Annotated in this window: 21 protein-coding genes; 6 read left to right on the top strand and 15 right to left on the bottom strand. The window is 45.4% G+C overall.

What is annotated here, in order from left to right; genetic code table 11:
• Positions 1-90: 90 nt before the first annotated feature.
• The 14 genes from tolB to aspS all read right to left on the bottom strand — a co-directional run bounded on the left by tolB (position 91) and on the right by aspS (position 14039).
• Entirely contained in the window at positions 91-1443 is a 1353-nt protein-coding gene (tolB, locus tag L0991_03255) for a Tol-Pal system beta propeller repeat protein TolB (protein XGB63094.1), read from the bottom strand.
• Positions 1444-1455: 12 nt separating this feature from the next.
• Positions 1456-2523 (bottom strand): cell envelope integrity protein TolA, encoded by a 1068-nt coding sequence (tolA, locus tag L0991_03250; GenBank protein XGB63093.1) that lies wholly within the window; start codon positions 2521-2523, stop codon positions 1456-1458.
• 13 nt (positions 2524-2536) lie between these two features.
• Positions 2537-2980 carry a protein TolR gene (gene tolR, locus L0991_03245; GenBank protein ID XGB63092.1) on the bottom strand — a complete coding sequence of 148 codons (444 nt, stop codon included), beginning with the start codon at positions 2978-2980 and terminating at the stop codon, positions 2537-2539.
• A gap of 3 nt (positions 2981-2983) precedes the next feature.
• Positions 2984-3667: a protein TolQ gene (gene tolQ, locus L0991_03240; GenBank protein ID XGB63091.1), complete on the bottom strand. Its 684-nt coding sequence runs from the start codon at positions 3665-3667 to the stop codon at positions 2984-2986.
• A complete protein-coding gene (gene ybgC, locus L0991_03235; GenBank protein ID XGB63090.1) occupies positions 3657-4094 on the bottom strand; it encodes a tol-pal system-associated acyl-CoA thioesterase in 438 nt (145 codons plus the stop codon). Before ybgC ends, tolQ begins: the two co-directional genes overlap by 11 nt.
• 176 nt (positions 4095-4270) lie before the next feature.
• A complete protein-coding gene (ybgE, locus tag L0991_03230) occupies positions 4271-4573 on the bottom strand; it encodes a cyd operon protein YbgE (GenBank protein XGB63089.1) in 303 nt (100 codons plus the stop codon).
• Positions 4566-4673 carry a cytochrome bd-I oxidase subunit CydX gene (gene cydX, locus L0991_03225; protein XGB63088.1) on the bottom strand — a complete coding sequence of 36 codons (108 nt, stop codon included), beginning with the start codon at positions 4671-4673 and terminating at the stop codon, positions 4566-4568. Before cydX ends, ybgE begins: the two co-directional genes overlap by 8 nt.
• A gap of 31 nt (positions 4674-4704) precedes the next feature.
• On the bottom strand, positions 4705-5841 hold the full coding sequence (cydB, locus tag L0991_03220) for a cytochrome d ubiquinol oxidase subunit II (protein ID XGB63087.1): 1137 nt from the start codon (positions 5839-5841) through the stop codon (positions 4705-4707).
• A 14-nt stretch (positions 5842-5855) separates the two neighbouring features.
• Positions 5856-7442: a cytochrome ubiquinol oxidase subunit I gene (cydA, locus tag L0991_03215; GenBank protein XGB63086.1), complete on the bottom strand. Its 1587-nt coding sequence runs from the start codon at positions 7440-7442 to the stop codon at positions 5856-5858.
• A gap of 552 nt (positions 7443-7994) precedes the next feature.
• Positions 7995-9011 carry a Holliday junction branch migration DNA helicase RuvB gene (gene ruvB / locus L0991_03210; GenBank protein XGB63085.1) on the bottom strand — a complete coding sequence of 339 codons (1017 nt, stop codon included), beginning with the start codon at positions 9009-9011 and terminating at the stop codon, positions 7995-7997.
• 200 nt (positions 9012-9211) lie between these two features.
• On the bottom strand, positions 9212-9823 hold the full coding sequence (ruvA, locus tag L0991_03205; protein ID XGB63084.1) for a Holliday junction branch migration protein RuvA: 612 nt from the start codon (positions 9821-9823) through the stop codon (positions 9212-9214).
• Positions 9824-9915: 92 nt separating this feature from the next.
• Positions 9916-11376 (bottom strand): methyl-accepting chemotaxis protein, encoded by a 1461-nt coding sequence (locus L0991_03200; GenBank protein XGB63083.1) that lies wholly within the window; start codon positions 11374-11376, stop codon positions 9916-9918.
• A gap of 212 nt (positions 11377-11588) precedes the next feature.
• Positions 11589-12110, bottom strand: a complete 522-nt coding sequence (gene ruvC, locus L0991_03195; protein ID XGB63082.1) for a crossover junction endodeoxyribonuclease RuvC — start codon at positions 12108-12110, stop codon at positions 11589-11591.
• Between the two features lie 147 nt (positions 12111-12257).
• Positions 12258-14039: an aspartate--tRNA ligase gene (aspS, locus tag L0991_03190; GenBank protein ID XGB63081.1), complete on the bottom strand. Its 1782-nt coding sequence runs from the start codon at positions 14037-14039 to the stop codon at positions 12258-12260.
• Between the two features lie 301 nt (positions 14040-14340).
• Here aspS and L0991_03185 point away from each other — a divergent pair, with 301 nt between their 5' ends.
• The 6 genes from L0991_03185 to L0991_03160 all read left to right on the top strand — a co-directional run bounded on the left by L0991_03185 (position 14341) and on the right by L0991_03160 (position 20642).
• The gene (locus L0991_03185) at positions 14341-15225 is read left to right on the top strand and encodes a DUF72 domain-containing protein (GenBank protein XGB63080.1); all 885 of its coding nucleotides are present in this window, start codon (positions 14341-14343) and stop codon (positions 15223-15225) included.
• Positions 15226-15364: 139 nt separating this feature from the next.
• Positions 15365-16093 carry a carboxy-S-adenosyl-L-methionine synthase CmoA gene (gene cmoA / locus L0991_03180; GenBank protein XGB63079.1) on the top strand — a complete coding sequence of 243 codons (729 nt, stop codon included), beginning with the start codon at positions 15365-15367 and terminating at the stop codon, positions 16091-16093.
• Between the two features lie 90 nt (positions 16094-16183).
• Positions 16184-17155: a tRNA 5-methoxyuridine(34)/uridine 5-oxyacetic acid(34) synthase CmoB gene (cmoB, locus tag L0991_03175; protein XGB63078.1), complete on the top strand. Its 972-nt coding sequence runs from the start codon at positions 16184-16186 to the stop codon at positions 17153-17155.
• 239 nt (positions 17156-17394) lie between these two features.
• The gene (locus L0991_03170; GenBank protein XGB63077.1) at positions 17395-18135 is read left to right on the top strand and encodes an ATP-dependent zinc protease; all 741 of its coding nucleotides are present in this window, start codon (positions 17395-17397) and stop codon (positions 18133-18135) included.
• A 17-nt stretch (positions 18136-18152) separates the two neighbouring features.
• On the top strand, positions 18153-19658 hold the full coding sequence (locus tag L0991_03165) for an inactive transglutaminase family protein (protein ID XGB63076.1): 1506 nt from the start codon (positions 18153-18155) through the stop codon (positions 19656-19658).
• 3 nt (positions 19659-19661) lie between these two features.
• Positions 19662-20642: an alpha-L-glutamate ligase-like protein gene (locus L0991_03160; GenBank protein ID XGB63075.1), complete on the top strand. Its 981-nt coding sequence runs from the start codon at positions 19662-19664 to the stop codon at positions 20640-20642.
• Between the two features lie 119 nt (positions 20643-20761).
• Here the strand turns inward: L0991_03160 and fdhF are convergent, their stop codons facing one another.
• Positions 20762-24997, bottom strand: coding sequence for a formate dehydrogenase subunit alpha (gene fdhF / locus L0991_03155; protein XGB63074.1), 4236 nt, complete (start codon positions 24995-24997; stop codon positions 20762-20764).
• Positions 24998-25096: the final 99 nt, after the last annotated feature.

The raw sequence follows: 25096 nt of genomic DNA, 5'->3' as shown, positions 1-25096 counted from the left end.
AACTTAGTTTCTACAGCGACTAAGTGCTATAGATAGTTAAATGCCACAATAGTTAACACTATCAATAGCTAAAAGAATATGTGACTTATCCTAGAGGAACGGAGACCATGCAGGCGCTCTTACACGTCCGTTGGTAGCCGGTAATCTAGCTTTAAAACGGCCATCGATAGAAACCATCGATAGTACGTTCGTCTTGTTGTAAATAGAGCTATAGATAACCATACCTCCATTTGGTGCAATACTTGGAGACTCATCTAACAGTGTTTTTGTTAGTACTTGAACCGCACCAGTTTCCAAATCCTGCTTAGCCAAGTTAAAGCCTGAGTTGCTGCGATTAACCATGATCAGGAATCGTCCATCAGGGGTAATCTGGCCACCTAAGTTTTGGCTACCTTGCCAAGTAATACGAGATGTCGAATTATTTGACAAATTTACATTATATATCTGAGGTTTACCACCACGATCAGACGTAAAGATAAGAGACTTACCGTCTGGATGCCAGAATGGTTCCGTATTATTTGAACGGCCGCGGGTAATTTGAGTCAGCTTACGGCTCGCTAGGTCAAGTGTGTAAACCTGAAGGCTGCCTGTTTTCGACAATACTAGAGCGAGCTTTTTACCATCAGGAGAGAATCTTGGCGCACCATTATGACGAGGGTATGACGTCACTTTCTCACGCTCACCCGTGTAAATATTCATGATGAAAATTTCAGCTTGGCCATTCTGGAAGCTCACGTAAGCAAGCTTTTTGCCGTCTGGAGACCATGCTGGAGACATTAGAGGTTGCTTAGAGCGAAGTACTAGGCGCTCATTGAAACCATCGTAGTCTGCTACGCGAAGCTGGTACGGGTATTTGTCTTTGTCGTTCACAACAACGTAAGAGATACGTGTTAAAAACGCGCCTTTCTCACCTGTTAGCTCTTCATATACCAAATCAGAGATACGGTGTGCGTACTCTCTTAGGCGCTTACCTGGTACGGTCGCTTTCTTATTGAACAACACGTGATCTTTTGAAAGTACCAATTGACCTTCATCGCTTAGCGCGCGGCTTTGGCCTTTCGTTAACTGGCCACGAACAATATCGATCAGTTGGTAATTCACCACGTACTGCCCTTCGGCATTTTTTGTGATGCTACCAGTTAATAGTGAATCAACGCCTAGGTTAGTCCAAGCATCAAAGTTTACCTCTGTTTCGCTGTAAGGCGTTTGAGGCATTTTGCTTGTCGCAACTGGGCTGAATTTACCACTACGCTGTAAGTCAGAAGCGATAACCGCTGACACATCGTGTGGTAGTGGCTCAGCACCTTCCCAGCGGAAAGGTACGATAGCGATAGGTCGTGCAGAGTTAATACCATCTGTAATAACCAGCTCCAGTGCTGCATGCGCAAACTGGCTGCTTGTCGCTATTACAAAAACAAAACTCAGTAATAGTTTCTTTAACACAAGTTCGTCCTTTTACTCTGGTGATACCGTTAAATTAATGTCTTTTAGTGATTTCACAATATCAGGGTCTTTAGGCAATGGGTAAGATTGTACCTGTGCCACCGCGCGCTTAGTTGCTGCACATAGACGGCTATCGCCATCCAATATGCTTAGACTACCCAAAATAGCATTTGATCCTGTTGGAATAAGCTTAAGGTTCACTCGGCATGAGCGACCTCGGTAGCTGTCTTCTAACAATAGGTTTTGCTGAATCAACTGGGTGTAAATTGCACCGTAACGCTGTGCTTCATCACTAATAAATTGTTGTCTTGCCGAAGAGTTTTGAGTCGCTTCAGTTTCAAGCCCTGCAAAGATATCATTCAGTGCAGCTTCTTGCTGTTTACGCTCTTTCTCAGCTCTGGCTGCCGCCTCTTTTGCTTTACGCGCTTTCTCAGCTGCAGCGGCGGCTTCTTTCTCTTTCGCTATACGCTGCTTCTCAGCACGTTCAGCGGCTTCTTTTTCTTTACGAGCTTTTTCAGCGGCCTCTTGCGCAGCTTTTTCTTTTGCCACGCGTTCTTGTTCCGCTTTTGCAATCGCTGCTTCTTTCGCTTTACGCTCTTTCTCAGCTTTCACTAGAGCCGCCTCTTTTAACTTGCGGTCTGCTTCTGCTTTAGCAGCTTTCTTCTTCTCTTGCTCTAAACGTGCTTGTTCAGCTTTGCGTTTTTTCTCGTTTTCGACACGTCGTTTTTCTGCTTCTCGAGCGGCTTTCGCATCCTTCGCTTGTTGCTCTTTTAGCTTACGGATGTTTTCTTCTTCAGCCTTACGATTCTTTTCTAGCCTTTCACTTTCACGTCGAAGCTTGTCTAGGCGCTCTTGCTCTTTCTTACTCGCCGCCTCACGTTGTTGACGAATTTGTTGAGCTTGTTGACGAACCAATTGAGGGTCAATAACTACAGCCTGCACCATCTGCCCAGTAGGCTTAGGTTCAGACATAGTAAAATCCGCTCCCCATATGAGCGCAACGAATAAGACTACGTGCAGCCCAAGTGAAATAAGAAGCGGCTTTTTGAAACTGTTAGATTTTTTATTATTCGCTTTCATGAATGCTACGGAGCTATTCCCTTATATCCGTTAAAAGGCCAACCTTTGGCACACCTGCACGGCTTAATTCATCAAGTAATAAAACCACTTCAGCATAAGGAGTTGCAGCATCGCCACCCACCGCTACTGGAGAGTTCGGTTTCAAAGACAGTTCAGCTTTTACTCGAACGATGATGTCTTCCAATGATAGACCTCGCTGTACCTCTTCGTCGTTAACGCTTAGGCCAAGCTCGCCGTCTTTATTCACTTCAACGATAATGAAACTCGCGTTGTCATCACCTAATAAATCTTGCGCTGACTTCGCAGTAGACGCCTGAGGTAGTTCGACATCCACACCTTGAGTTACAAACGGCGACGTCACCATGAAAATGATCAGCAATACGAGCATAACGTCGATATAAGGTACGACGTTAATCTCAGCTGTCATTTTGCGTTTTTTAGGTTGGTATCCAGCCATCTATTATTCCCTGCCAGCCATCGCTTGACGGTGAAGAATGCTGTGGAACTCTTCAGAGAAAGTCGCGTAGTTATGTTCTAGCTTACCAACACTGCTGCTAAAGCGGTTGTATGCCATTACAGCTGGAATCGCAGCGAATAGACCCATTGCAGTTGCGATAAGAGCTTCTGCAATACCTGGTGCTACCATCGCCAATGTCGCTTGCTTCACTTCACCTAACGCGATGAATGAGTGCATGATACCCCAAACGGTACCGAACAGGCCGATGTATGGGCTGATTGAACCAACAGTCGCCAAGAAAGGTAAGTTAGTTTCTAACTCGTCCACTTCGCGAGCTACTGCTACGCGCATTGCACGTCCAGTGCCTTCCATGATGAAGTCGGGAGATGTCGCATTCGATTTACGAAGGCGTGCAAATTCAGTAAAGCCTGCGTAGAAAATCTCTTCAGTTCCAGAAAGCTCATCTTTGCGCTTGTTGCTCTCTTGGTACAACTTAGCCAAATCAACACCAGACCAGAATTTATCTTCGAAGACTTCTGCTTGTTTAGAAGCTTGAGATAGCACTTTACTTCTTTTTATGATCATTGCCCAAGAAACGACAGACATGCCCATAAGAGTCAGCATGACCATTTTAACTAGTAAACTAGCTTCTAGAATTAGGCCTAAGATTGAGATTTCAGCAGTCACTATTCGTTAGCTCCGTAAGAATAAATGTTGGCATTGCCTTGGGTTTCATTTTTTGATTGTCGATACATGCTACCTTAACCATTGCTTTACACAATGCTTTGCCATCAGGATTTACGATCTCTTGACAGAAGACCAAGGTAGCTCGCTTTAACTCGTAAATATTTGTAATGACTTGTAAAGAATCATCAAGACGTGCGCCTTGAATGAAATCAATGTCCATATGTCTGACTACAAAACCGATGTTTTGTTCTAATAATACTTGTTGAGAAACGCCAATTGAGCGCAGCATCTCAGTTCGTGCACGCTCGAAGAACTTGAGATAGTTCGAGTGGTACACCACGCCACCTGCGTCGGTGTCTTCGTAATATACGGTTACTGGCCACGTAAACGGCTTAGATAATCCCTGCAAATTAATACCACAAACCAAAAATCGATAAAGACATCACTATAACCTAACTCCTTATCATTAATAGTATATGGCAGTGAATTTTTTGATTTAACAGACGAAAAAAAAGGCCATCTGTATAAGATGACCTCTTTTTGACTAAAAACCCAACAAGTACAAAGGCTCACGTTGAATGAGAACCTAAAACCACACCTATTTTATAGAAGGCGTAGCACTGTTAGATACAGCAGAATGGTAAGTGAAACGTATGGGCTAAACAGCAGTTGCCACATCCAAGCTCTAGGCTTAAACCCAACACCGTAAACCATGCTTGAGCACACAGCCCAGATAAACATTGGCCCGATGATCGCATTAAAGCCACCGATGCTTGCTGCATACGCTTCAGGATCCCACATCACTAAACCAACATGCATGAAACCCAATATTAGGGACAAAGCTCTTAACAGAGTCTTGTCCATTGGTCGATGCAGCTTAGCGACTTGTTCTGCGAGATTACTCACTGTCTTTGTCCATCATTTCAGAATGCTCAAGCCATAGAGCATTGATGATGCCGAATGCACATGCTAGAAGTACACCCAAAATCCATGCGAAATACCACATAAAATTTCTCCTAAGTTATTTCACTTCTAGCTTAGTAAGCTGAAACGTCGTTATCTTCGATGTGTTTCTTATCTAGGCGACCGAACATTTTGTAGTATGTCCAAGTTGTGTAGCCAAGAATCACTGGAACCATTACCGCCGCAACCGCAGTCATTAGACCAAGTGTTAGCTCACTCGCCGTTGAATCCCACATAGTCAAGCTATGGTCAGGGTTCAGGCTTGATGGCATTACGAATGGGAACATTGCAAAACCAGCCGTTAAGATCACACCAGCGTTAGATAGGCTCGAGAATAAGAAAGCGAAACCACCGCGCTCAAGACGAGATGCAATCACAGCGAATAGTGGCATAACCACACCAAGAATCGGTGCCGCCCACATTGCTGGGTACGTCTCGAAGTTTGTCATCCACGCGCCAACTTGAAGTGATACTTCTTTGTTTAGCGGGTTAGAGTCTGCGAACGTGTCAATCGTGCTTGTAATTACATAGCCTTCGATTGATTGAACCCAGAAGCCACCAATAACAAATAGCACAATTGAGATTAGGCCTGTGATCTGAGCAACGTTACGAGCACGAGCGTGCAACGCTTCTGTTGTCTTCATCTGTAGCCATGTTGCGCCTTGTGTCACGAACAACATCAGCGCCAATACACCACATAGCAATGCAAACGGATTTAGCAGAGCGAAGAATGTACCGTGGTACTTAGACATCATTAGATCGTTAAGGTCAAATGGAACACCTTGTAGTAGGTTACCAAATGCTACACCAAAGATGATTGGCGGAACTGTGCCACTAAAGCAAAGTGCGTAGTCCCACGTTTTACGCCATTTTGGGTCTTCAATCTTAGAACGGTAATCAAGTGCAAGTGGTCGTAACCAAAGCGCTGCTAACGTCGCGTACATCGCGAAGTAGAAGCCAGAAAACGACGTTGCGTAAACCAGCGGCCAAGCTGCGAACAGTGCGCCACCAGCCGTGATCAACCAAACTTGGTTACCATCCCAGTGAGGGGCAATCGTATTCAGCATGATACGACGTTCAGTGTCACTCTTACCGATAACCGGTGAAAGTGCTGCAACACCCATATCGAAGCCATCTGTTACTGCGAAACCTACCAGTAGAACACCGATTAGGATCCACCAAATAAGTCGTAAGCTTTCGTAATCAAACATTAATATTCCCTCACTTATACTTCAACTGAACGGCTAACTTTGTCTTCAACAGAGTTATCGTTTTGTTCGAAGTGGTAACGGCCTGTCTTCAAGCTACTTGGACCTTTACGTGCGAATTTCAGCATTAGGTAAACTTCGGCAATCAGGAACACTGTGTACAGTGCCAGGATAGCGAATAGAGAAGTCCAAAGCTGTTCAATAGTTAGTGCTGATGCAGCAACGTTAACCGGTAGGATTTCACCAACCGCCCATGGTTGACGACCAAACTCAGCAACGAACCAACCTGCTTCAATCGCAATCCAAGGTAGTGGGATTGAGAATAGTGCTGCTTTAAGTACCCATGGTTTCTGTTCGATCTTCTGACGACACGTTTGGATAAACGCCGCACCGAATACAAACAGCATGATGAAGCCACAAGCAACCATCAGACGGAATGACCAGAACAGAGGCCAAACTGTTGGGATTGAATCATCCGCAGCCATTTGGATTTGGTCTTCTGTTGCGTCAACAACATTGTCTGTGTAGCGCTTAAGAAGTAGACCGTAACCTAGGTCACCTTTCACTTCATCGAACGCTGCCATGTTTTCTTCAGACTTATCGCCCGCACGTAGTTTCTCAAGTAGCTCGTATGCGTACATACCTGTACGGATGCGATCAACGTGGTCATCACGTAGGTCACGTAGACCCGTTACTTCTTTATCAAGAGAACGCGTTGCAATAATACCCATTACGTAAGGGATCTTAATTGCGTAGTCAGTATCCATTGTTTCTTGGTTAGGAATCCCAAAAACAGTAAATGCTGCTGGTGCTTCTTCCGTGTGCCACTCTGCTTCTACCGCAGCTAGCTTCACTTTCTGAACTTCACCAAGCTCGTAACCAGACTCGTCACCTAGTACGATTACTGACAGGATCGCCGCCATACCGAAAGATGCTGCAATCGCGAAAGAACGACGAGCAAAGGCAAGGTCACGACCTTTAAGAATGTAGTATGAGCTGATACCAAGGATGAACATCGCACCCGTTGTGTAACCAGACGCTACTGTGTGTACGAATTTAACTTGCGCTACTGGGTTTAGTACAACTTCAGCGAAGCTCACCATTTCCATACGCATAGTTTCAAAGTTAAATTCCGCACCCACTGGGTTTTGCATCCAGCCGTTTGCTACCAAGATCCAAAGCGCTGAGAAGTTAGAGCCTAGTGCTACTAACCAAGTTACCGCTAAGTGCTGACGCTTTGACAGTCTGTCCCAACCGAAGAAGAAAAGGCCAACAAAAGTAGACTCTAGGAAGAATGCAACAAGCGCTTCGATAGCTAGCGGAGCACCAAAGATGTCGCCAACATAGTGAGAATAGTAAGACCAGTTAGTACCAAACTGGAACTCCATGGTTAAGCCTGTCGCTACACCAAGAGCAAAGTTAATACCAAACAATTTACCCCAGAACTTGGTCATGTCCTTGTAAATTTGCTTGCCAGTCATTACATAAACAGACTCCATGATGGCAAGTAGAAATGCCATACCTAAAGTCAGTGGAACAAATAGGAAGTGATACATCGCTGTAAATGCAAATTGCAATCGCGACAGATCAACAACATCAATCATGGTAACTCCTTTGTGTCGGCTGAATGACACTTGTGTGATTATTCACCTCAAAAATCCATGTTAAAACAATTTGTAAAATTGTTATTACAACTTGAAATTTGTAGCAAAAACGTACCGTTATAGTTAGATTATTGTTAAGCATGAGCTAATATAGCTGGCGCTAATATTACTGGTAAAATCAGTATGTTTCAAAAGGTTTATGGGAGAACCCTGCGTTGATTTGTATCAAATTTATTCGTGCAAATTAGGGTTATTTTTGAACAATTATGATTAAAATCACACCAATTTGGCTTGTGTTAATAACACTGCATGATAGCTGTGACAAAACCTCAGCACACCATCAACATTAGAGTCACAACTACCCATAAAGTATTAACAAGAAATATGACAACTTATTTCAATTTTTGTTAGCTAAATCAAAGCTGAAATCAAAGTTTTCATTTTTGAAGCGCTCTATTTGAGCTTTATAGCGACTCGCGCAAAGAGTTGTTATTCAGTAAAACGCAAAAAATCCCAGCGCTTATGCAACTGGGATCTTTAAAAATGAATAATCTAGCGATTGGACGGTCTATCTATTCCAAAGTGTAAATAGGCTCTGTCGGTCGCAATTCGACCTCTTGGTGTTCTTTGTAGATAACCTTGCTGAATCAGATACGGTTCTAATACATCTTCAATGGTGTCTTTTTCTTCACCAATGGCTGCTGCCATATTATCGATACCAACAGGACCACCACCAAACTTCTCCATGATTGCCAGTAGAAGTTTTCTGTCCATATAGTCGAAACCTTTAGCATCGACATCAAGCATGTTCAGTGCGCTATCTGCAACCTCAGGGCAAATATGACCGTTCCCCTTCACTTCCGCATAGTCACGAACACGGCGCAATAAGCGGTTTGCAATACGTGGTGTACCACGAGCACGACGGGCAACTTCTAATGCCCCTTCCGCTTCCATCGATAAACCAAGACAATCGGCACTGCGCTGCACGATGTTTTGCAAATCTTCAACTTTGTAATACTCAAGACGTTGAGTGATACCAAAACGGTCACGAAGTGGAGAAGTCAATGAGCCAGCACGAGTGGTTGCGCCAATCAAAGTAAAAGGTGGCAGGTCAATTTTAATTGAACGTGCAGCAGGGCCTTCTCCGATCATGATGTCCAACTGATAGTCTTCCATAGCTGGATACAACACCTCTTCAACCACAGGGCTTAATCGGTGAATCTCATCAATGAATAACACATCATTTTCTTCAAGGTTGGTTAGCAGCGCCGCCAAGTCACCAGCTTTCTCTAATACAGGGCCAGAGGTAGTGCGAATGTTCACATCCATCTCATTGGCAACGATATTCGCTAACGTCGTTTTACCAAGACCGGGAGGACCGAATATCAACAGATGATCAAGCGCTTCATTACGCAGCTGTGCCGCTTTGATGAATATCTCCATCTGGTCACGAACGTGGTCCTGACCTTGATAGTCGGCGAGTGCCTTTGGTCGTATTGCACGGTCGATAACATCTTCATCTTTAAAGACCGGGTTGTCAGGAGCAATGAGGCGATCTGCTTCAATCATAGAGAGTTCCAATTTAAGAGTGTTAACTCTGTTTTCTTTCAATTCTTGTTAAAAGTATCACCGACGTTAAAAAAACGAAGGTAAACACTCGTTTTACCCTAACGTCGAGGCAGAAAAAACCGACACGCAAGGGACAAGTATCTTTTATCAGCCACACCTCAACCTTTTCGATTGAACTGGGGCTGTATTATCGGGTTCGATTAGACCATCGATTTCAAGGCTTCGCGAATCAGCTGTTCACTTGTCATGCCGTCTTTCGCGATTTGAGAAACCACCTTAGAAGCTTGAGTTGGTTTGTAGCCTAGTGCAAGTAGCGCACTTACCGCTTCTTCTTCAGCATCATGAACCGTTGGCATAGAGTCAATTGGTGCAGCGTCAGTCGCAGGAGTAAACAAGTCACCTGCACCCCACCCTTTCAGGCGGTCTTTCATTTCAACAACAAGGCGCTCTGCGGTTTTCTTACCAACACCTGGAAGTTTCACTAGCGTAGAAATGTCTTCACGTTCAACACTTTGAACAAACTGGCTCGCAGTCATACCAGAAAGGATACCAAGGCCAAGTTTAGGGCCGACACCGTTCGCTTTGATCACTTCGCGGAACAGCGCACGCTCTTTAACCGTGTTGAAGCCATAAAGGAGCTGCGCATCTTCACGTACTACAAAATGCGTGTAAATAATGGCCTCTTCGCCTACGTTCGGTAGTTCATAAAAACAGCTCATTGGCATTTGTACTTCGTAACCAACACCACTGACTTCTATCAATAATTCTGGTGGCTGTTTTTCTATTAATGTACCGCGTAGACGTCCGATCACAATTCACTCTCTTGATGGAATTTAATTTGAGGGACAGAATATAAAAGAACTGGATGCTTATCCAGTTCTTTGTGGGTTTTCGAGGGATTTATTTAAGCCTGTTTAGCTTGGGAGACCACGCGATTTAGGCTTTCAACCAATTCCTTGACTGAAGTGACATGTCCAGTCAGTTCAGAGCCATAGTTGGCAACCAAACTCGACACAGATTTAGTTTCGGCAACGCTCTGCGCCACTTCAGAGCTGGCAAGATCGAGCTCTTTTAAAGAGTCCATCTGCATCGCCATAATATCGGTCAATTGGTTCACATCAGTAGAGATAGTCTGAACCTCTGAAATAATGCCGTTCATTTCATTGGCCGTAGTTTCGATGATCGCTCTGCCATGCTCCACTTCCACTTTACTACGATCCAACAAGCTTCGGATCTCGATGGCTGAATGACTACTTTTTGCTGACAGCTCCCTTACCTGGTCGGCTACCACAGCAAAACCTCTCCCCTGCTCACCTGCGCGAGCCGCTTCTATTGCGGCATTCAGCGCGAGTAAATTGGTTTGCTCAGCTACCGAAGTAATTAAGTCAGCGACCTTCATGATCTCTTGGTTACTTTGTATGATTTGACTGATGGCTCCGGTCGAGGCCTCAAGAGACTCAGAACTCTTTTGCGCTTTGGTGCCAACGGCTTCACTGCGCTCTTTGAGTTCACCGACAAACGAATTCGACTCTGCGATACCTTGCGTCATCTGGTGCAGTTGCTGGCTCATCTCTTCGGCTGCACTCGCCTGAGATTCACAATTGATGTTCAATACTTCGACTTGCGCATGTAAATCTTGTGACTGTTGTTCTAGGTGTACAGAGACACCCTGTAAGCTTTCTGAATTCGAGTTTGCTTGATCGAGCACAACTGACAAGCGTCCTTCACTTTGTGTCGCTTTGTTGGCGACCTGCTGACTCTCTGAAATCGCTTCTTCTGCCATCTCGATGGCGACTTCTTTTTGCTTGGCTGTAAACGCTTGTGCAATGCAGATCACCACCAGCGGCATAATAACACCCGACCATGTTTCGACAACCACCGCTTCCGGAGTAAGCACTAACTGTGGAAATGTGAATCCGTTTAAATGAGCGGACGTCATCACCAAGGAAACACCAATCACCAGCCCACTCCACACCAAAGCGACAATACGTGTTCCTGATAAAAAGAAAGCAACCACTAACAAAGGCACCCAATAGGCTTGCGTCGAGTCCACCACACCACCACTTTGATAAATGATATTCAGTGCGTGTACCGCCATGCCGACAAAACCAAAGTTAAGTGCCAAGCTTGGTTTCCCGGTAACGCGGAGTAATGTGGCTGAGAGCAGTTCGAAGACGATAAGGAACACAGAAGTAGCAACAAGTAGTTGCTCTCCATGTTTTGTCCATTTGATTAAGCTGTAGATACCGACGAACAAAGCGATGAAAGTGAAAAGTAATAAGATGTCGGCTTGTCTAGTTTGATTGTTGTTCCATTCGCGAGTTTTGGGCAGAAATAGCACGCGCCACAACTTGATAGGGTTCATCAGTGATCATCCTTGATTAACTTATAAGACCTCCGACCAATGTTAATATCATGTTAAAAGGGACGCAATGTTATGTTCTAGGTTCTGTTCGAAAGATCTCATTTCGTCAGGGATTTAGCGGCATATTGCTTTGATATGAGCCTAACCAAACGCGAGGCTCATCTGTGTAACGGGGGAAGTGATATATGAAGGAAGCTAACTGGAGGAGAGAGTTAACGATAGCGTCCTTTTCTCGCTCCTGTCGCTTTACCTGCCAGTGCAATCAAGGTTTTGTTGGTGTTGGCGTGAGTGATCGCTACGCCTAACGCATCGGCAGCATCGGCTTGTGGTCTCGCAGGTAACTTAAGCATACTCATTACCATGTTCTGAACCATAGACTTATCAGCACCACCATTACCTGTCACCGCCTGCTTAATCAAACGAGCGGCGTATTCATGAACCGGCAAATCTGCATTTACAGCGGCCACAATTGCGCTACCACGAGCCTGACCTAACTTAAGTGCCGAGTCCGCATTCTTTGCCATGAAGACCTGCTCAATGGCAAACACATCCGGCTGAAACTGAGTAATGATTTCACTTACCCCAGCGTAGATCTGCTTGAGTCGGCCGGGAAGCTCTTTTTCCGAGGTACGGATGCACCCACTGCCTAAGTAATGCAGATGGCGACCATTTTGACGAATCACACCGTAGCCGGTAATGCGAGAGCCGGGGTCAATCCCCAAGATAATAGACATAACTTCTAGTACTGATTATTTATACATGCTTTATCAGCTTAGTATATCGAACGATAAAAAAAATGCCCGTTAAATTAACGGGCATTTTTATTTACTAAACAAAAAGTCACTCCAATAAAGAGTCACTCAAAAGATAGAGTACTTAGCTTATTCAGCCGACTCTTCTTTTTGTGCTGCTTTGACTGTGATTGCTAGCTCTTCCAAAGATGCTGGGTTTGCTAGGCTTGGCGCGTCTGTTAGTAGACATGCTGCAGCTGTTGTTTTCGGGAATGCAATAACGTCACGGATGTTCTCAGTACCACAAAGTAGCATTGCTAGACGGTCAAGACCGAATGCTAGACCAGCGTGTGGTGGAGTTCCGTATTGAAGAGCATCTAGTAGGAAGCCAAACTTCTCTTGTTGCTCTTTCTCTTCGATACCTAGGATACCGAATACAGCCGTTTGCATCTCTGCGTTGTGAATACGAACAGAACCACCGCCCACTTCGTAGCCGTTGATTACCATGTCGTATGCGTCAGAGTTTGCCGCTGCTGGGTTCGCTTTTAGCTCTTCCGCAGTCACACCTAGTGGAGATGTGAATGGGTGGTGCATTGCGTGTAGGTTACCTTCGCCGTCTTCTTCAAACATTGGGAAGTCAACAACCCACAGTGGAGCCCATGCAGATGTATCTGTTAGCTCTAGGTCTGTACCTAGTTTAAGACGAAGTGCGCCCATTGCTTCAGCAACGATGCCTGCTTTGTCTGCGCCGAACAGAATGATATCGCCAGATTCAGCTTCAGTACGGTCTAGAATACCGTTGATTACGTCTTCGCTTAGGAATTTAGCAACTGGAGATTGGATACCTTCCATGCCTGCTGCACGGTCGTTAACCTTCATCCAAGCTAGACCTTTCGCGCCGTAGATGTTTACGTACTCTGCGTAACCGTCGATTTGCTTACGAGTTAGCTTAGCACCACCTGGAACACGGATAACCGCTACACGACCTTTTTCGTCGTTAGCTGGGCCAGAGAATACTTTGAACTCAACGTCTTTAACTAGGTCAGCAACGTCAACAAGCTCTAGTGGGTTACGTAGATCTGGCTTATCAGAACCGAAACGACGAATCGCTTCAGAGAAAGGCATTACTGGGAATTGACCTAGTTCTACATCTAGAAGCTCTTTCCACATATCGTGAACTAGCTTTTCAGTGATGTTACGTACTTCTTGAGAAGACATGAACGATGTTTCGATATCGATCTGAGTAAATTCAGGCTGACGGTCAGCACGTAAATCTTCATCACGGAAACATTTAACGATTTGGTAGTAACGGTCAAAACCAGACATCATCAGCAGTTGCTTGAACAGCTGAGGAGATTGAGGAAGCGCGTAGAAGCTGCCTTTGTGAACACGGCTTGGTACTAGGTAGTCACGAGCACCTTCTGGAGTCGCTTTCGTTAGTACTGGTGTTTCGATATCTAGGAACAGGTTCTCGTCTAGGAAACGACGAACGAAGCTAGATGCACGAGCACGAAGCTTGATGCGATCGCTCATTTCTGGACGACGAAGATCGATGTAACGGTACTTAAGACGCTGTTCTTCAGAGTTCGTTTGGTTGAAGTCTAGTGGAAGCGCTTCTGAACGGTTGATGATCTCTAGACCAGTCGCGTAAAGTTCTACTTCACCAGTAGCCATGTCTTTATTTACTTGGCTGTCAGGACGAACACGTACTTCACCAGTAAATTTGATACAGAATTCATTACGCAGTTGGTTAGCGATCGGGAAGATATCTTTCATATCTGGATCGACAACAACCTGAACGATGCCTTCACGATCACGCATATCAATAAAGATAAGACCGCCTAAATCACGGCGACGGTTTACCCAGCCGCACAATTCTACAGTTTGTCCCGCCAGGGACTTGTTCAGGTTACCACAGTAATGGGTACGCATAATGAATTTCCCAATCTCTTAATAATTTACTAATTTCCAAGCTGTAGGTGTCAAAATAGCCCTACAGAGCAAAGGATCATTTATACGCGGAAACTCGCTTAAAATCGACCTTCCACACTCGAATTTATTGTGTTTTATCTGGCTTTGCTGCTTTTTAGTTCATCAAACGCGCAAAGATTCACCAAAACCAAAAAAATTGCGATAATTATATCTCGAAAGTACCTTAATCAGCAAAAGTCTCGTACAGTAGATTTTCATTTCGATTAAAAGCAGTAATGTGATGACTAATGGTGCAAAAACGATGGACACTTTACCTCTAAGACTTGGATTAACCATGTGGTCTCATTCTGAGTGGCAAAGTCAGTTCTACGGTAAAGGCACCAAGCCCGAAGAACGCCTTGAAAAGTACACTCAAGTTTTCCATACCGTAGAGGGCAATACGACCTTTTACGCGACGCCGAGTATGACTACCGTGCATAACTGGAAAGCGGCAAGCCACGATGACTTCAAGTTCACCTTTAAACTGCCCAAGTTCATCACGCACCAGCAACAACTTAGACATTGCCAAGCCGAACTCAAAGAGTTCTTAATGACGATGTCACCTCTTCACGATCGCATAGGTCAGTGGACCATACAGCTACCACACGCCTTTGAACCGAGCATGCTTCCTGCTCTGCAAAAATTCTGCACCTTGTTTCCAAAAGAGATGCAGCTCGGCGTTGAAGTTCGCCATTTGGGTTTCTTTGATAAAGGTGATGCTGAAAAACGCTTTAACCAATGGCTTGTGGAAGAAGGTATTAACCGTATCATTATGGATAGTCGCCCTGTCTTTTCTGCGCCGCCAACCACAGAAGCGGTAATCGATGCCCATCAGAAAAAGCCACGCGTGCCCGTTCATGCTATTGCGACAGCCAATAATCCAATGATTCGATTTATTGGTCACCCTGACCAAGCGCCAAATATCGAATTTTTCAAACCTTGGTTTAGCAAAATTCCACAGTGGCTAAGTGAAGGCAAACAACCGTACTTAATGATCCACACCCCAGACAACAATCATGCGCCGGAACTCGCGAGCGCCATCTATGAGTTATTGCAAAAACAAGTGTCTGAAAATACGTCACTATTACTACCTGACCTGGAGCAATTTCCAGCTCAAAAAGGCAATCATCAAATCTCGATGTTTTGAGGCTTCTTGTACATACAACGGTAATCCTCATCAGTAATCTGAGTTTTCGTGACAGCAGTCCTATTTTTTCGTAAAATACGCCCCCTTTTATTCGGTACGAGCTTTGTACCAGTAACGCTGACTGTCGAGAGAGAATGCCATGAGCAACAAAGACAACATCTTTTCCGCTCCTATTGATAAAATTGGAGACTTCACCTTTGATGCAAGGGTCGCAGAAGTATTCCCGGATATGATTCAACGCTCGGTTCCTGGCTACAGCAACATCATTTCAGCTATCGGTATGTTAGCGGAGCGTTTCGTAAAACCGCATTCAAACGTTTATGACTTGGGTTGTTCTCTTGGCGCTGCAACACTTTCCATGCGTCGTCACATCCAGAAAGAAGGCTGCACAATTTTTGCTATCGATAACTCAGAAGCGATGGTTGAACGCTGCAAGTTGCACGTTAACGCTTACCGCAGCGACACGCCTGTAGAAGTCATCGAAGCCGATATCCGTGAAGTCGAAATCAAAGACGCTTCGGTAGTGGTACTTAACTTCACGCTACAGTTCCTATCGCCAGACGACCGCTATGCTCTACTTGAGAAAATTCATGCTGGCCTGCGCCCAGGCGGAATTCTAATCTTGTCTGAGAAATACGTATTCGAAGATGAAAGCTCGAACGAACTGCTGATCGACCTGCACCATGATTTCAAACGTGCTAACGGATACAGCGAACTTGAAGTGAGCCAAAAACGTAGCGCGATTGAAAACGTGATGCGCCCAGACTCTATCCCAGTGCACAGAGAGCGCTTTGATAAGATTGGCTTCTCAAGCAGCGAAGTGTGGTTCCAATGCTTTAACTTTGGATCAATGTTCGCGATTAAGTAGCGCACAAACCCGTTTAGCTCGCACTAGAACGTCATCCTCACTGTAGTGAATGACACGATAACTTTTACACCACCAATTCAGTGAAAAACTATGTTTAATTTTGCCAATTTTTATCAACTTATTGCCCAAGATACTCGCCTACAGCCGTGGCTTAATGTTTTGCCACAGCAACTGACGGATTGGCAAAATGCAGAGCACGGTGATTTCGATCGTTGGTTACGCGCGTTAAACAAAATTCCACAAGACGTACCAGATCAAGTTGACCTGAAAAATTCAGTGACCATTGGTAGTTCTAAACCATACCACCAAGGTGAACTGAAAAAGTTAGAAAGCTTATTGAAGACGTTCCACCCATGGAGAAAAGGCCCTTATACCGTTCACGACATCCATATCGATACAGAGTGGCGCAGTGACTGGAAATGGGATCGTGTACTTCCACATATTTCTCCATTGAAGAACCGCTCGGTGCTAGATGTTGGCTGTGGTAACGGCTACCACATGTGGCGCATGCTAGGTGAAGGGGCACGCTTAACAGTGGGTATTGATCCTTCTCACCTATTCTTGATTCAATTTGAAGCTATTCGTAAGTTAATGGGCAACGACCAACGTGCTCACCTTCTACCTTTAGGTATCGAACAGCTACCAAAACTTGAAGCCTATGACACGGTATTCAGCATGGGTGTGCTGTACCACCGCCGTTCTCCATTGGATCACCTGATTCAACTGAAGGACCAATTAGTATCTGGCGGCGAATTAGTGCTGGAGACCTTAGTGATTGAAGGCGATGAGAACGCAGTATTGGTTCCTGTTGATCGCTATGCACAGATGAGAAACGTGTACTTCTTCCCTTCTGCTCGCGCACTGAAACGCTGGCTTGAACAGGTTGGCTTTAAAGACGTACGCATCGTGGACGAGAATGTCACAACGATTGGCGAGCAACGCACAACTGAGTGGATGACACACAACTCTCTGCCGGATTACCTAGATCCAAACGACCCGAGTAAAACAGTGGAAGGTCACCCTGCGCCAAGACGCGCCATTCTTATCGCAACCAAGCCATAAACTAAATATTCAAAAGCCAAAATTGCGTCGTAATAAAATTTGTCTCTAGAGCTCATTTATTTTCTAAAACAGATCAATGTTTAATAAATGAGCTATTTCAAATAGCAATAATTGGCGTAGCGCTCACATTGCGATTCAATATGACCAGACTCTTACAATAGGATGCTTCACGCATCCTTTTTTGTGGGCTAAACTTCTAAATAGTCTGAACTATTCTCTAATTTCCCAAAGGTTTTTTTATGTTTAAGCGATTATCGCCAATTGTGGCGGTTGGTTTGCTCTCTGGCTGTACCCTAACTAATGGTGCGGCCTACCACCAAGAAACTCTCGACGCTATTGCCCGCTCAGAGACAAACATCGCAAATAAGGTTCAAAATCTTGAACTACAACTAAGCAATCAAAGTGATTACATTGAAAGCTTAGAAGACGAAATCACAACCCTCTCCCAACAGCTTGATGTCCACCTAACCAGCATGGAACACAAAGTGATTGAAGAACTGGAAGAAGAAGAGCCAGTCGCAGTTGCAGCGGCTCCTGTTGCTCCAACTTCACAGCCTACAATCCTTGGCGGCATCGAAAAAGTCTCTATCGACTCTATCAAACAAAGCTTCGATGCTCGTGTTGATACGGGTGCTACAACATCGTCTTTGAACGCTGTTGATATCAAAGAATTCGAACGCAACGGCAAAGATTGGGTACGATTCCACCTAGCTGATAAATCACAAGCGACAGAAGACCAAAAATGGATTGAAGCGCCTGTTGTACGTTATGTGAAAATCCGTCAGTCAACGACCGACCAAGCAGAACGTCGAGCTGTGATCGAATTATGGGTTAAAGTTGGAAAAATCCATGAAAAAGCGCAATTTACATTGGCGGATCGCTCTCAAATGAGTCACCCTGTATTACTAGGGCGCGAATTTATCAAAGACATCGCGCTAGTAGATGTAAGTAAACAGTACGTACAAACGGAAGCCAAATAACAATAGTAGGGTAAGCTATGACGTCACGAATTCCATTTTATATCTCTATTTTCCTGCTCATTGCAGCAGGTATAACACTGAGTATGTTCAGACATACGACCTATGGTGTTCCTTGGACCCCAGGGGAAACCAGACAGGTGTGGGACATTGAAGCTCGTATCGAATTCAATGCTGTAGGCAAAGAAGCGAAGGTTTCATTAGCGGCTCCTCATACTCAGTCTAACTACACTCTAATCAGCGAGTCAGCTTCATCACCAGGCTACGGTATCTCTTACTTGAATACCGATTCAGGTCGCCGCGCCGAATGGTCTATCCGCTATGCTGATGGCCCACAAACCATCTACTACAAAACTCAATTCTTAGTCGATAGCCAAGCAAAAGTTACTGAAAACCCACCAGAGGGTGAAGTTGCTCAACCAAGCTTCGACGGACCAGAAGAAGCAGCATCGATTGCTTTGATTGACCGCGCAACCAAGCGTTCAGCAGACAACCTAACCTTCACTCGTGAGCTCATCAAAACGTTAAACGATCCAGACAGCCAAAACTCAGCGCTGCTTCTGAACAACATGACCAAAGTTGAAGCGACACACAAGCTACTTTCGGCAGCAAAAATCCACAACAAAGTGGTTGGTGTTATCGAGCTAGAAGATGGTCGCCGTCGTCAATCCATTCAGAACATGATCCAAGTTTGGGATAACGATCAGTGGATTCTGTTCTCCCCTGAATCAAGCGAACAACAAGTTCAACCAAACCTACTGATCTGGGATGAGTCGAACGTATCTTTGTTAGATGTTGTTGGTGGTCAAAACAGTAAAGTTCACTTCTCTATGATTGCTCAAGAGATCACTCCTACTGAAGCAACCAACAGCAAAGTCTCTGCAGACCAATTATTGAACCTATCGATTCACAGCCTACCGCTAGAAGAGCAAGCGATGTTTAAAACCATCATGCTAATTCCAATCGGTGCTCTGATTGTTGTGTTCTTGCGCGTTATCATCGGTTTGAAGACATCTGGTACTTTCATGCCAGTTCTGATAGCAGTAGCCTTTGTTCAAACACAATTGGTTACGGGTATTGTCGGTTTCTTACTGATTGTCGGCACAGGCCTTATTATTCGTAGCTACTTATCCAAGCTCAACCTGTTACTGGTGGCCAGAATATCCGCGGTGATTATCACGGTAATCATGATTATTTCTGTGTTTACCGTAGTGGCATTCAAAGTGGGTCTAACTGAAGGTCTTTCTATTACGTTCTTCCCAATGATCATCCTATCTTGGACTATCGAACGTATGTCTATCCTATGGGAAGAAGAAGGCGCGAAAGAAGTGGTTCTTCAAGGTGGTGGCTCACTATTGACTGCCGTACTTGTGTACTTAGCAATGACTAACCCGTTCATTCAACACCTAACATTTAACTTTATCGGTCTACAACTGATTGTCCTAGGCGGTATTTTACTACTAGGTACTTACACTGGTTACCGCTTAACTGAGCTACGTCGCTTTAAACCGCTAGCGGAGGATTAAGTTATGTTTGAACAGTTTACTTCGCCGTTTAAGTTGAAAGACAAAGGCATCATGGGGATGAACAAGCGTAACCATAGCTATATTGGTCGCTACAATGATCGCTCCAAGTATCCGTTAGTAGATGACAAGCTAAAGACTAAAATCATTGCGGAACAAGCCGGTGCGACAGTGCCTAAACTTATCGGCGTGATCAGTCACCAAGCTGAAGTAAAGACAATCCACAAGATGGTTAAAGAGTGGCCGGGTTTTGTAATCAAGCCAGCTCAAGGAAGTGGTGGTAAGGGTATCCTTGTCATCACCTCACACAAGGACGGCGTTTACACCAAGCCGTCTGGCTCAACTATTAACGAAGAAGATGTAGAGCGTCACATCAGTAACGCTCTTGCAGGTCTTTTCTCGCTAGGTGGTAAGAACGACGTTGCCGTAGTTGAAAACCTGATTAAGTTTGACGAATGTTTTGACGGTTTCAGTTATGAGGGCGTGCCAGATGTACGAATCATTGTATTCAAAGGCTACCCTGTCATGGCGATGATGCGTCTTTCTACTTCGGCTTCTGATGGCAAGGCTAACCTTCACCAAGGTGCCGTGGGTGTAGGTATCGACATTGCAACAGGCAAAGCAGTGCGAGCGGTTCAGTTTGACCAACCGGTGACGCACCACCCAGATACAGGTAAAGAACTGGCACTGCTGCAAGTTCCTCACTGGGAAAAGCTGCTGATTCTTGCTTCAAGCGCTTGGGAAATGACTGGTTTGGGTTACATGGGTACGGACATGGTTTTAGACCAAGAAGAAGGCCCAATGGTACTTGAGCTTAATGCTCGTCCAGGTTTGGCTATCCAAATCGCGAACGGCGCAGGTCTACTTCCTAGATTACAGCATATTGAAAACCTTGGTACACCCGCTGAATACCCAAAACCTGCGGAGCGCGTTGCTTACGCTGCAAAACAATTTGGTGTTCACAGTAATGAGATTGTTTCAAGCTAAGCCTACAACTGAACTGAGAACTCTATCAGTTGCTAGCTTGCTAACTCAATAAAAAAGCCGCATAACTCTCAGAGTTACGCGGCTTTTTAATGCCTGCTATTTCATTCTAAGCAATTCAGCTAGGCTTCTGCCTGTGCAGTTTTAACTTCAGGTTCACACATTGGGTCAATGCGTACTGCCGCCACCTTGAATTCTGGGATCTTGGCATGCGGATCGGTCGCGGTTGTCGTCAAACGGTTCACTGGAGACTCCACGAAATGGAAAGGAATAAACACCACCCCTTTTTGCATTCGCTTCGTCACAAACGCTGCAATCTCAATCTCGCCGCGACGTGTTGATACCCTAAGCATTTGACCATTGGAAATCCCTAACGCCTCGGCATCATGAACACTGACCATAGCTCGCGGCCCCGCTAGGTTATCCAATCCTTTAGTTTTACGTGTCATAGTTCCGGTATGGAACTGCTCTAAAATACGCCCTGTCGTGAGCACCAACGGGTACTCTTCGTCCGGAAGCTCTGCAGCATAACGAAACGGAATTGCCTCCATTTGGCCACGTCCACGAGTAAACTGGGTTTGGTGCATGATACGAGTGCCATCAGGGTTGTTCTTATTGCTTGGCCACTGCACACCATTCACCGTGATATTCTCCCAACGTAAACCTGCGTACTGTGGTGTTACGCGAGCTATCTCGTTAGTGATATCGGCAACCGACTGATAGCTCCAGCCACCACCCATGGCATTAGCCAGCATTTGAATGATAGCCCAATCTTCCTTCGCTTCCCCTGGAGGTAACACCGCAGGATTGATACGCTGCACGCGTCGCTCAGTATTCGTAAAGTGACCTGACTTTTCTGCAAATGAGCAAGATGGCAAAACCACATCCGCATATTGCGCCGTTTCCGTTAAGAAGATGTCTTGCACAACAAGGAAATCCAACGCCTCAAGTCCTTCGATCACGTGCGCTTGATTTGGATCGCTTAGCACAGGGTTTTCACCCATCACGTACAAGGCTCGAACTTCTCGGTTACATGCACCGTCAATAATTTCGGTGAGTGTTAGCCCCGTCTCCGCTGGTAAATCAGTAATGCCCCACTCCATCGCAAACTTTTGACGCACCATAGGGTTATAGACCTTCTGATACCCAGGTAGGTTATTTGGCAATGCTCCCATATCACACGCGCCTTGAACATTGGATTGACCGCGTAACGGGTTGATACCGCCCCCTTCGATGCCGATGTTGCCACAGAGGAGCTGCAGGTTAGCAATGGAGCGAACATTATCGTGCCCAGTCGTGTGTTGCGTAATGCCCATGGAGTAATACACCGCGGTTCGCTTTGCGGTACCAATCAAGCGCGCCATCGCGAAGATATCTTCAGCTTTAACGCCAGTCACCAGTTCTACTTTGTCTAGGGAGTAACTTGGCGACATCACCTCTTGCAACAGGGTATCAAAGCCGTCCACACGATCTTCGATATATTCTTGGTCATACCAACCATGTTTGATGATTTGCTGCATCACACCGTTAATTAGCATCACGTCTGTACCCGGTCGATGTGCTAAGTAAAGCTCAGCATGATCGGCAATATCGATTCTTTTAGGGTCTGCGACAATCAAACGCGCACCGTTATGTCTTACCGCCTGCTTTATGTGCGAGCCAATAATCGGGTGTGCGGATGTAGTATCAGAACCGATGATGAAGATGACATCCGAGTGTTTGATGCTTGGGATATCATTGGTCATTGCCCCACTGCCAAGCGAAGCCTCAAGTCCAGTCACTGTCGAGGCATGACAAAGGCGAGCACAGTGGTCGACGTTGTTAGTCCCAAGCTCACGTCGAATGAATTTTTGGAACGCATAGTTATCTTCATTGGTGGCTTTCGCTGAAGAGAACCCTGCTAGCGCATTGCTACCAAAGCCTTGTTTTATCGCAGTGAACTTATCGGCAATGAGCGTGATGGCTTTTTCCCAACTCGCAGGTTGCAACCAACCATCTTTACGAATCAATGGGGTTGTGAGGCGAGCATCACTACTCACGAAGTCAAAACCAAAACGTCCCTTAACACAAAGCATGCCTTCGTTAACCGGAGAGTCACCACCTTCGATATAACGAATCTTATTCTTCGCTTCATCGATATGCATGGTTAGCTTACAGCCCACACCACAGTAGGTGCAGATGGTATCGACCTTCTTAAGAACGTCGGTGTCGCCTTGCTTTCTATCACGAGCATCCACCATGGCACCTGTTGGACAGGCTTGAATACAAGAACCGCATTGAACACAGTTCGAGTCACCCATTAAAGTCTGGTTCGCCCCAAAATTAGGGCGACACTCAGGTCTTGAAGCTGGCTTGCCATCAGCTTGATTCATGAAACTTAGGACGCCATGAACATTCTGTTCACGACAGGCTTGAATACACTGGCCACAACTGATGCAGCGGTTGGCATCGAAAATAATAAATTCAGAACTACTGTCGACAGCAAACTTCTGTCTTGTGGAACCAACTTTCGCTTCTTCTGCGCGAATAGCTTGCCAGCTCTCATTTGAAGCAATATCGATTTTGTATTCTGGATGTGTCTGCGTTGCTTTGTATTCGGTTGAATAATCTCGTAGGTCGCAGTTAGTGTTCGCTTGGCAACCACACTCTAAACATCTTGCCGCTTCTGCAATGGCATCGGCATTGTCAAAACCAGTTTCGACTTCTTCAAAGCTTTGCTCACGCTGCTCTGGCGTCAGCTCTGGCATAATCTTACGCGCCATGCGTTGTATCGATTTATATTGCTCAGAATCGACCGCTTTAAGCTGCTTATGCTTTCTAGAGTTAAACGGTTTGGCAGGGATATTATCCATATCGCCATTGAAGAATCGGTCGATCGCTTGTGCAGCAATTCGCCCGTCTCCTACTGCTTCTACTGCAGTCGCTGGACCACGTCTGAAATCACCGATACTAAATATATTACCCGTACCTGTGTGCATGGTTTGCGGATCAGCATCTGCGGTGTTCCAGCGAGTTAGTGGGATATCAATCTCTTCGCTATCCATGAAGCTTAGGTCTGGCTTTTGCGACACAGCAGCAATAACCGTATCGAACGCTTCAACAAAGAACTCCCCTGTTGGTTTAGGGCTACGACGACCGGACGCATCAGCAGGACCAAGCGCCATGCGTTCTAATCGAATTTCAGATACATGGCCATTTTCATCGGAAATGTTTTCAGCTGGGTTGGTCAAAAAGTGGAACTTAACACCTTCATGCTCCGCTTCTTCGATTTCGTAATCTTCAGCTGGCATTTCGTCTCGCGTGCGACGATAGATGAGTGTGGTATCAGCACCATCACGCACTGCGGTTCGTGCGCAGTCAATTGCGGTATTACCACCACCAATCACCGCCACCTTTTTGCCCGTAGTGAAGTTTTTGTCAGTCACATAGTCTTTTAGATAATCAACACCTAGATAACAGCCGCCAAGGTCACTACCTGGATAATTCATTTCAACGGCTTGTGATGCACCTACAGCTAAGCAGACCGCATCGAAATCACGACTAAGATCTGACAAGGTAAAATCGACACCGAGCTTCTTATCACACTCTACAACCATTCCGTTACGACACATCAGTTCGATTTCTTTATCTAGAATGGACTTTGGTAAGCGATATTCTGGGATGCCATAACGCAACCAACCACCAGCTTTAGGCATCGATTCATAGACACTGACATCATAGCCCTCATTGGATAGGTAATAGCCCGCTGTTAAGCCACCGGGTCCACTACCGACTATCGCTATACTTTTGCCTTTACTCGTCTTCTTCGCTGGCATGTAGCTCTCTTGAGCAGCCAAATCAGCATCGGCTGCATGTCGTTTGAGCTGGCGAATCGCAATCGAATCATCGACTAGATTTCTTCGACATTCCGTTTCACAAAACGCGGGACATACACGACCAATAGAGAGCGGCATTGGCAGCGTTTTCTTAATCACTTCGATTGCTTTGGTATGATCATTTTGTGCAATGTGATGTAGGTAAGACTGGATATCAACTCCCGCCGGGCAAGCGGTTTGGCATGGCGCTTCACAGTCAGCATAATGGTCTGCCATGATTCGATTCAACGCACCCTGCCTGTGAGAGGTTAGCTGTTTAGATTGAGTAGTAATATTCAAGCCATTGGATACTTCAATCTCGCAGGAACGAGTCATTCCCACACCATCCACTTCAACCACACACAGATCGCACGGGACTTTGTCCCCTGTCTTATTCAAACCGCATAGAGATGGGATCTCTAGACCACATGTTTTTGCCGCCTCAAGCACGGTCTGCCCTTGTTCGACGATTCGAAATTTCCCATCAATAACGATCTGAATCATATTGAGTCCTACCTTCAAGTTTGCGTACGAGTCACGCTCAAAAAATAATTATCGGCACGGTATTACAAGCGTGCCGCCACTCATTACCATACATTAACT

This window comes from Vibrio chagasii, from assembly GCA_041879415.1.
In the GTDB taxonomy this organism is placed as follows: Bacteria; Pseudomonadota; Gammaproteobacteria; order Enterobacterales; family Vibrionaceae; genus Vibrio.
Note: the sequence above shows the minus strand (reverse complement) of the source record. Positions and strands in the feature narration are given on the sequence as shown.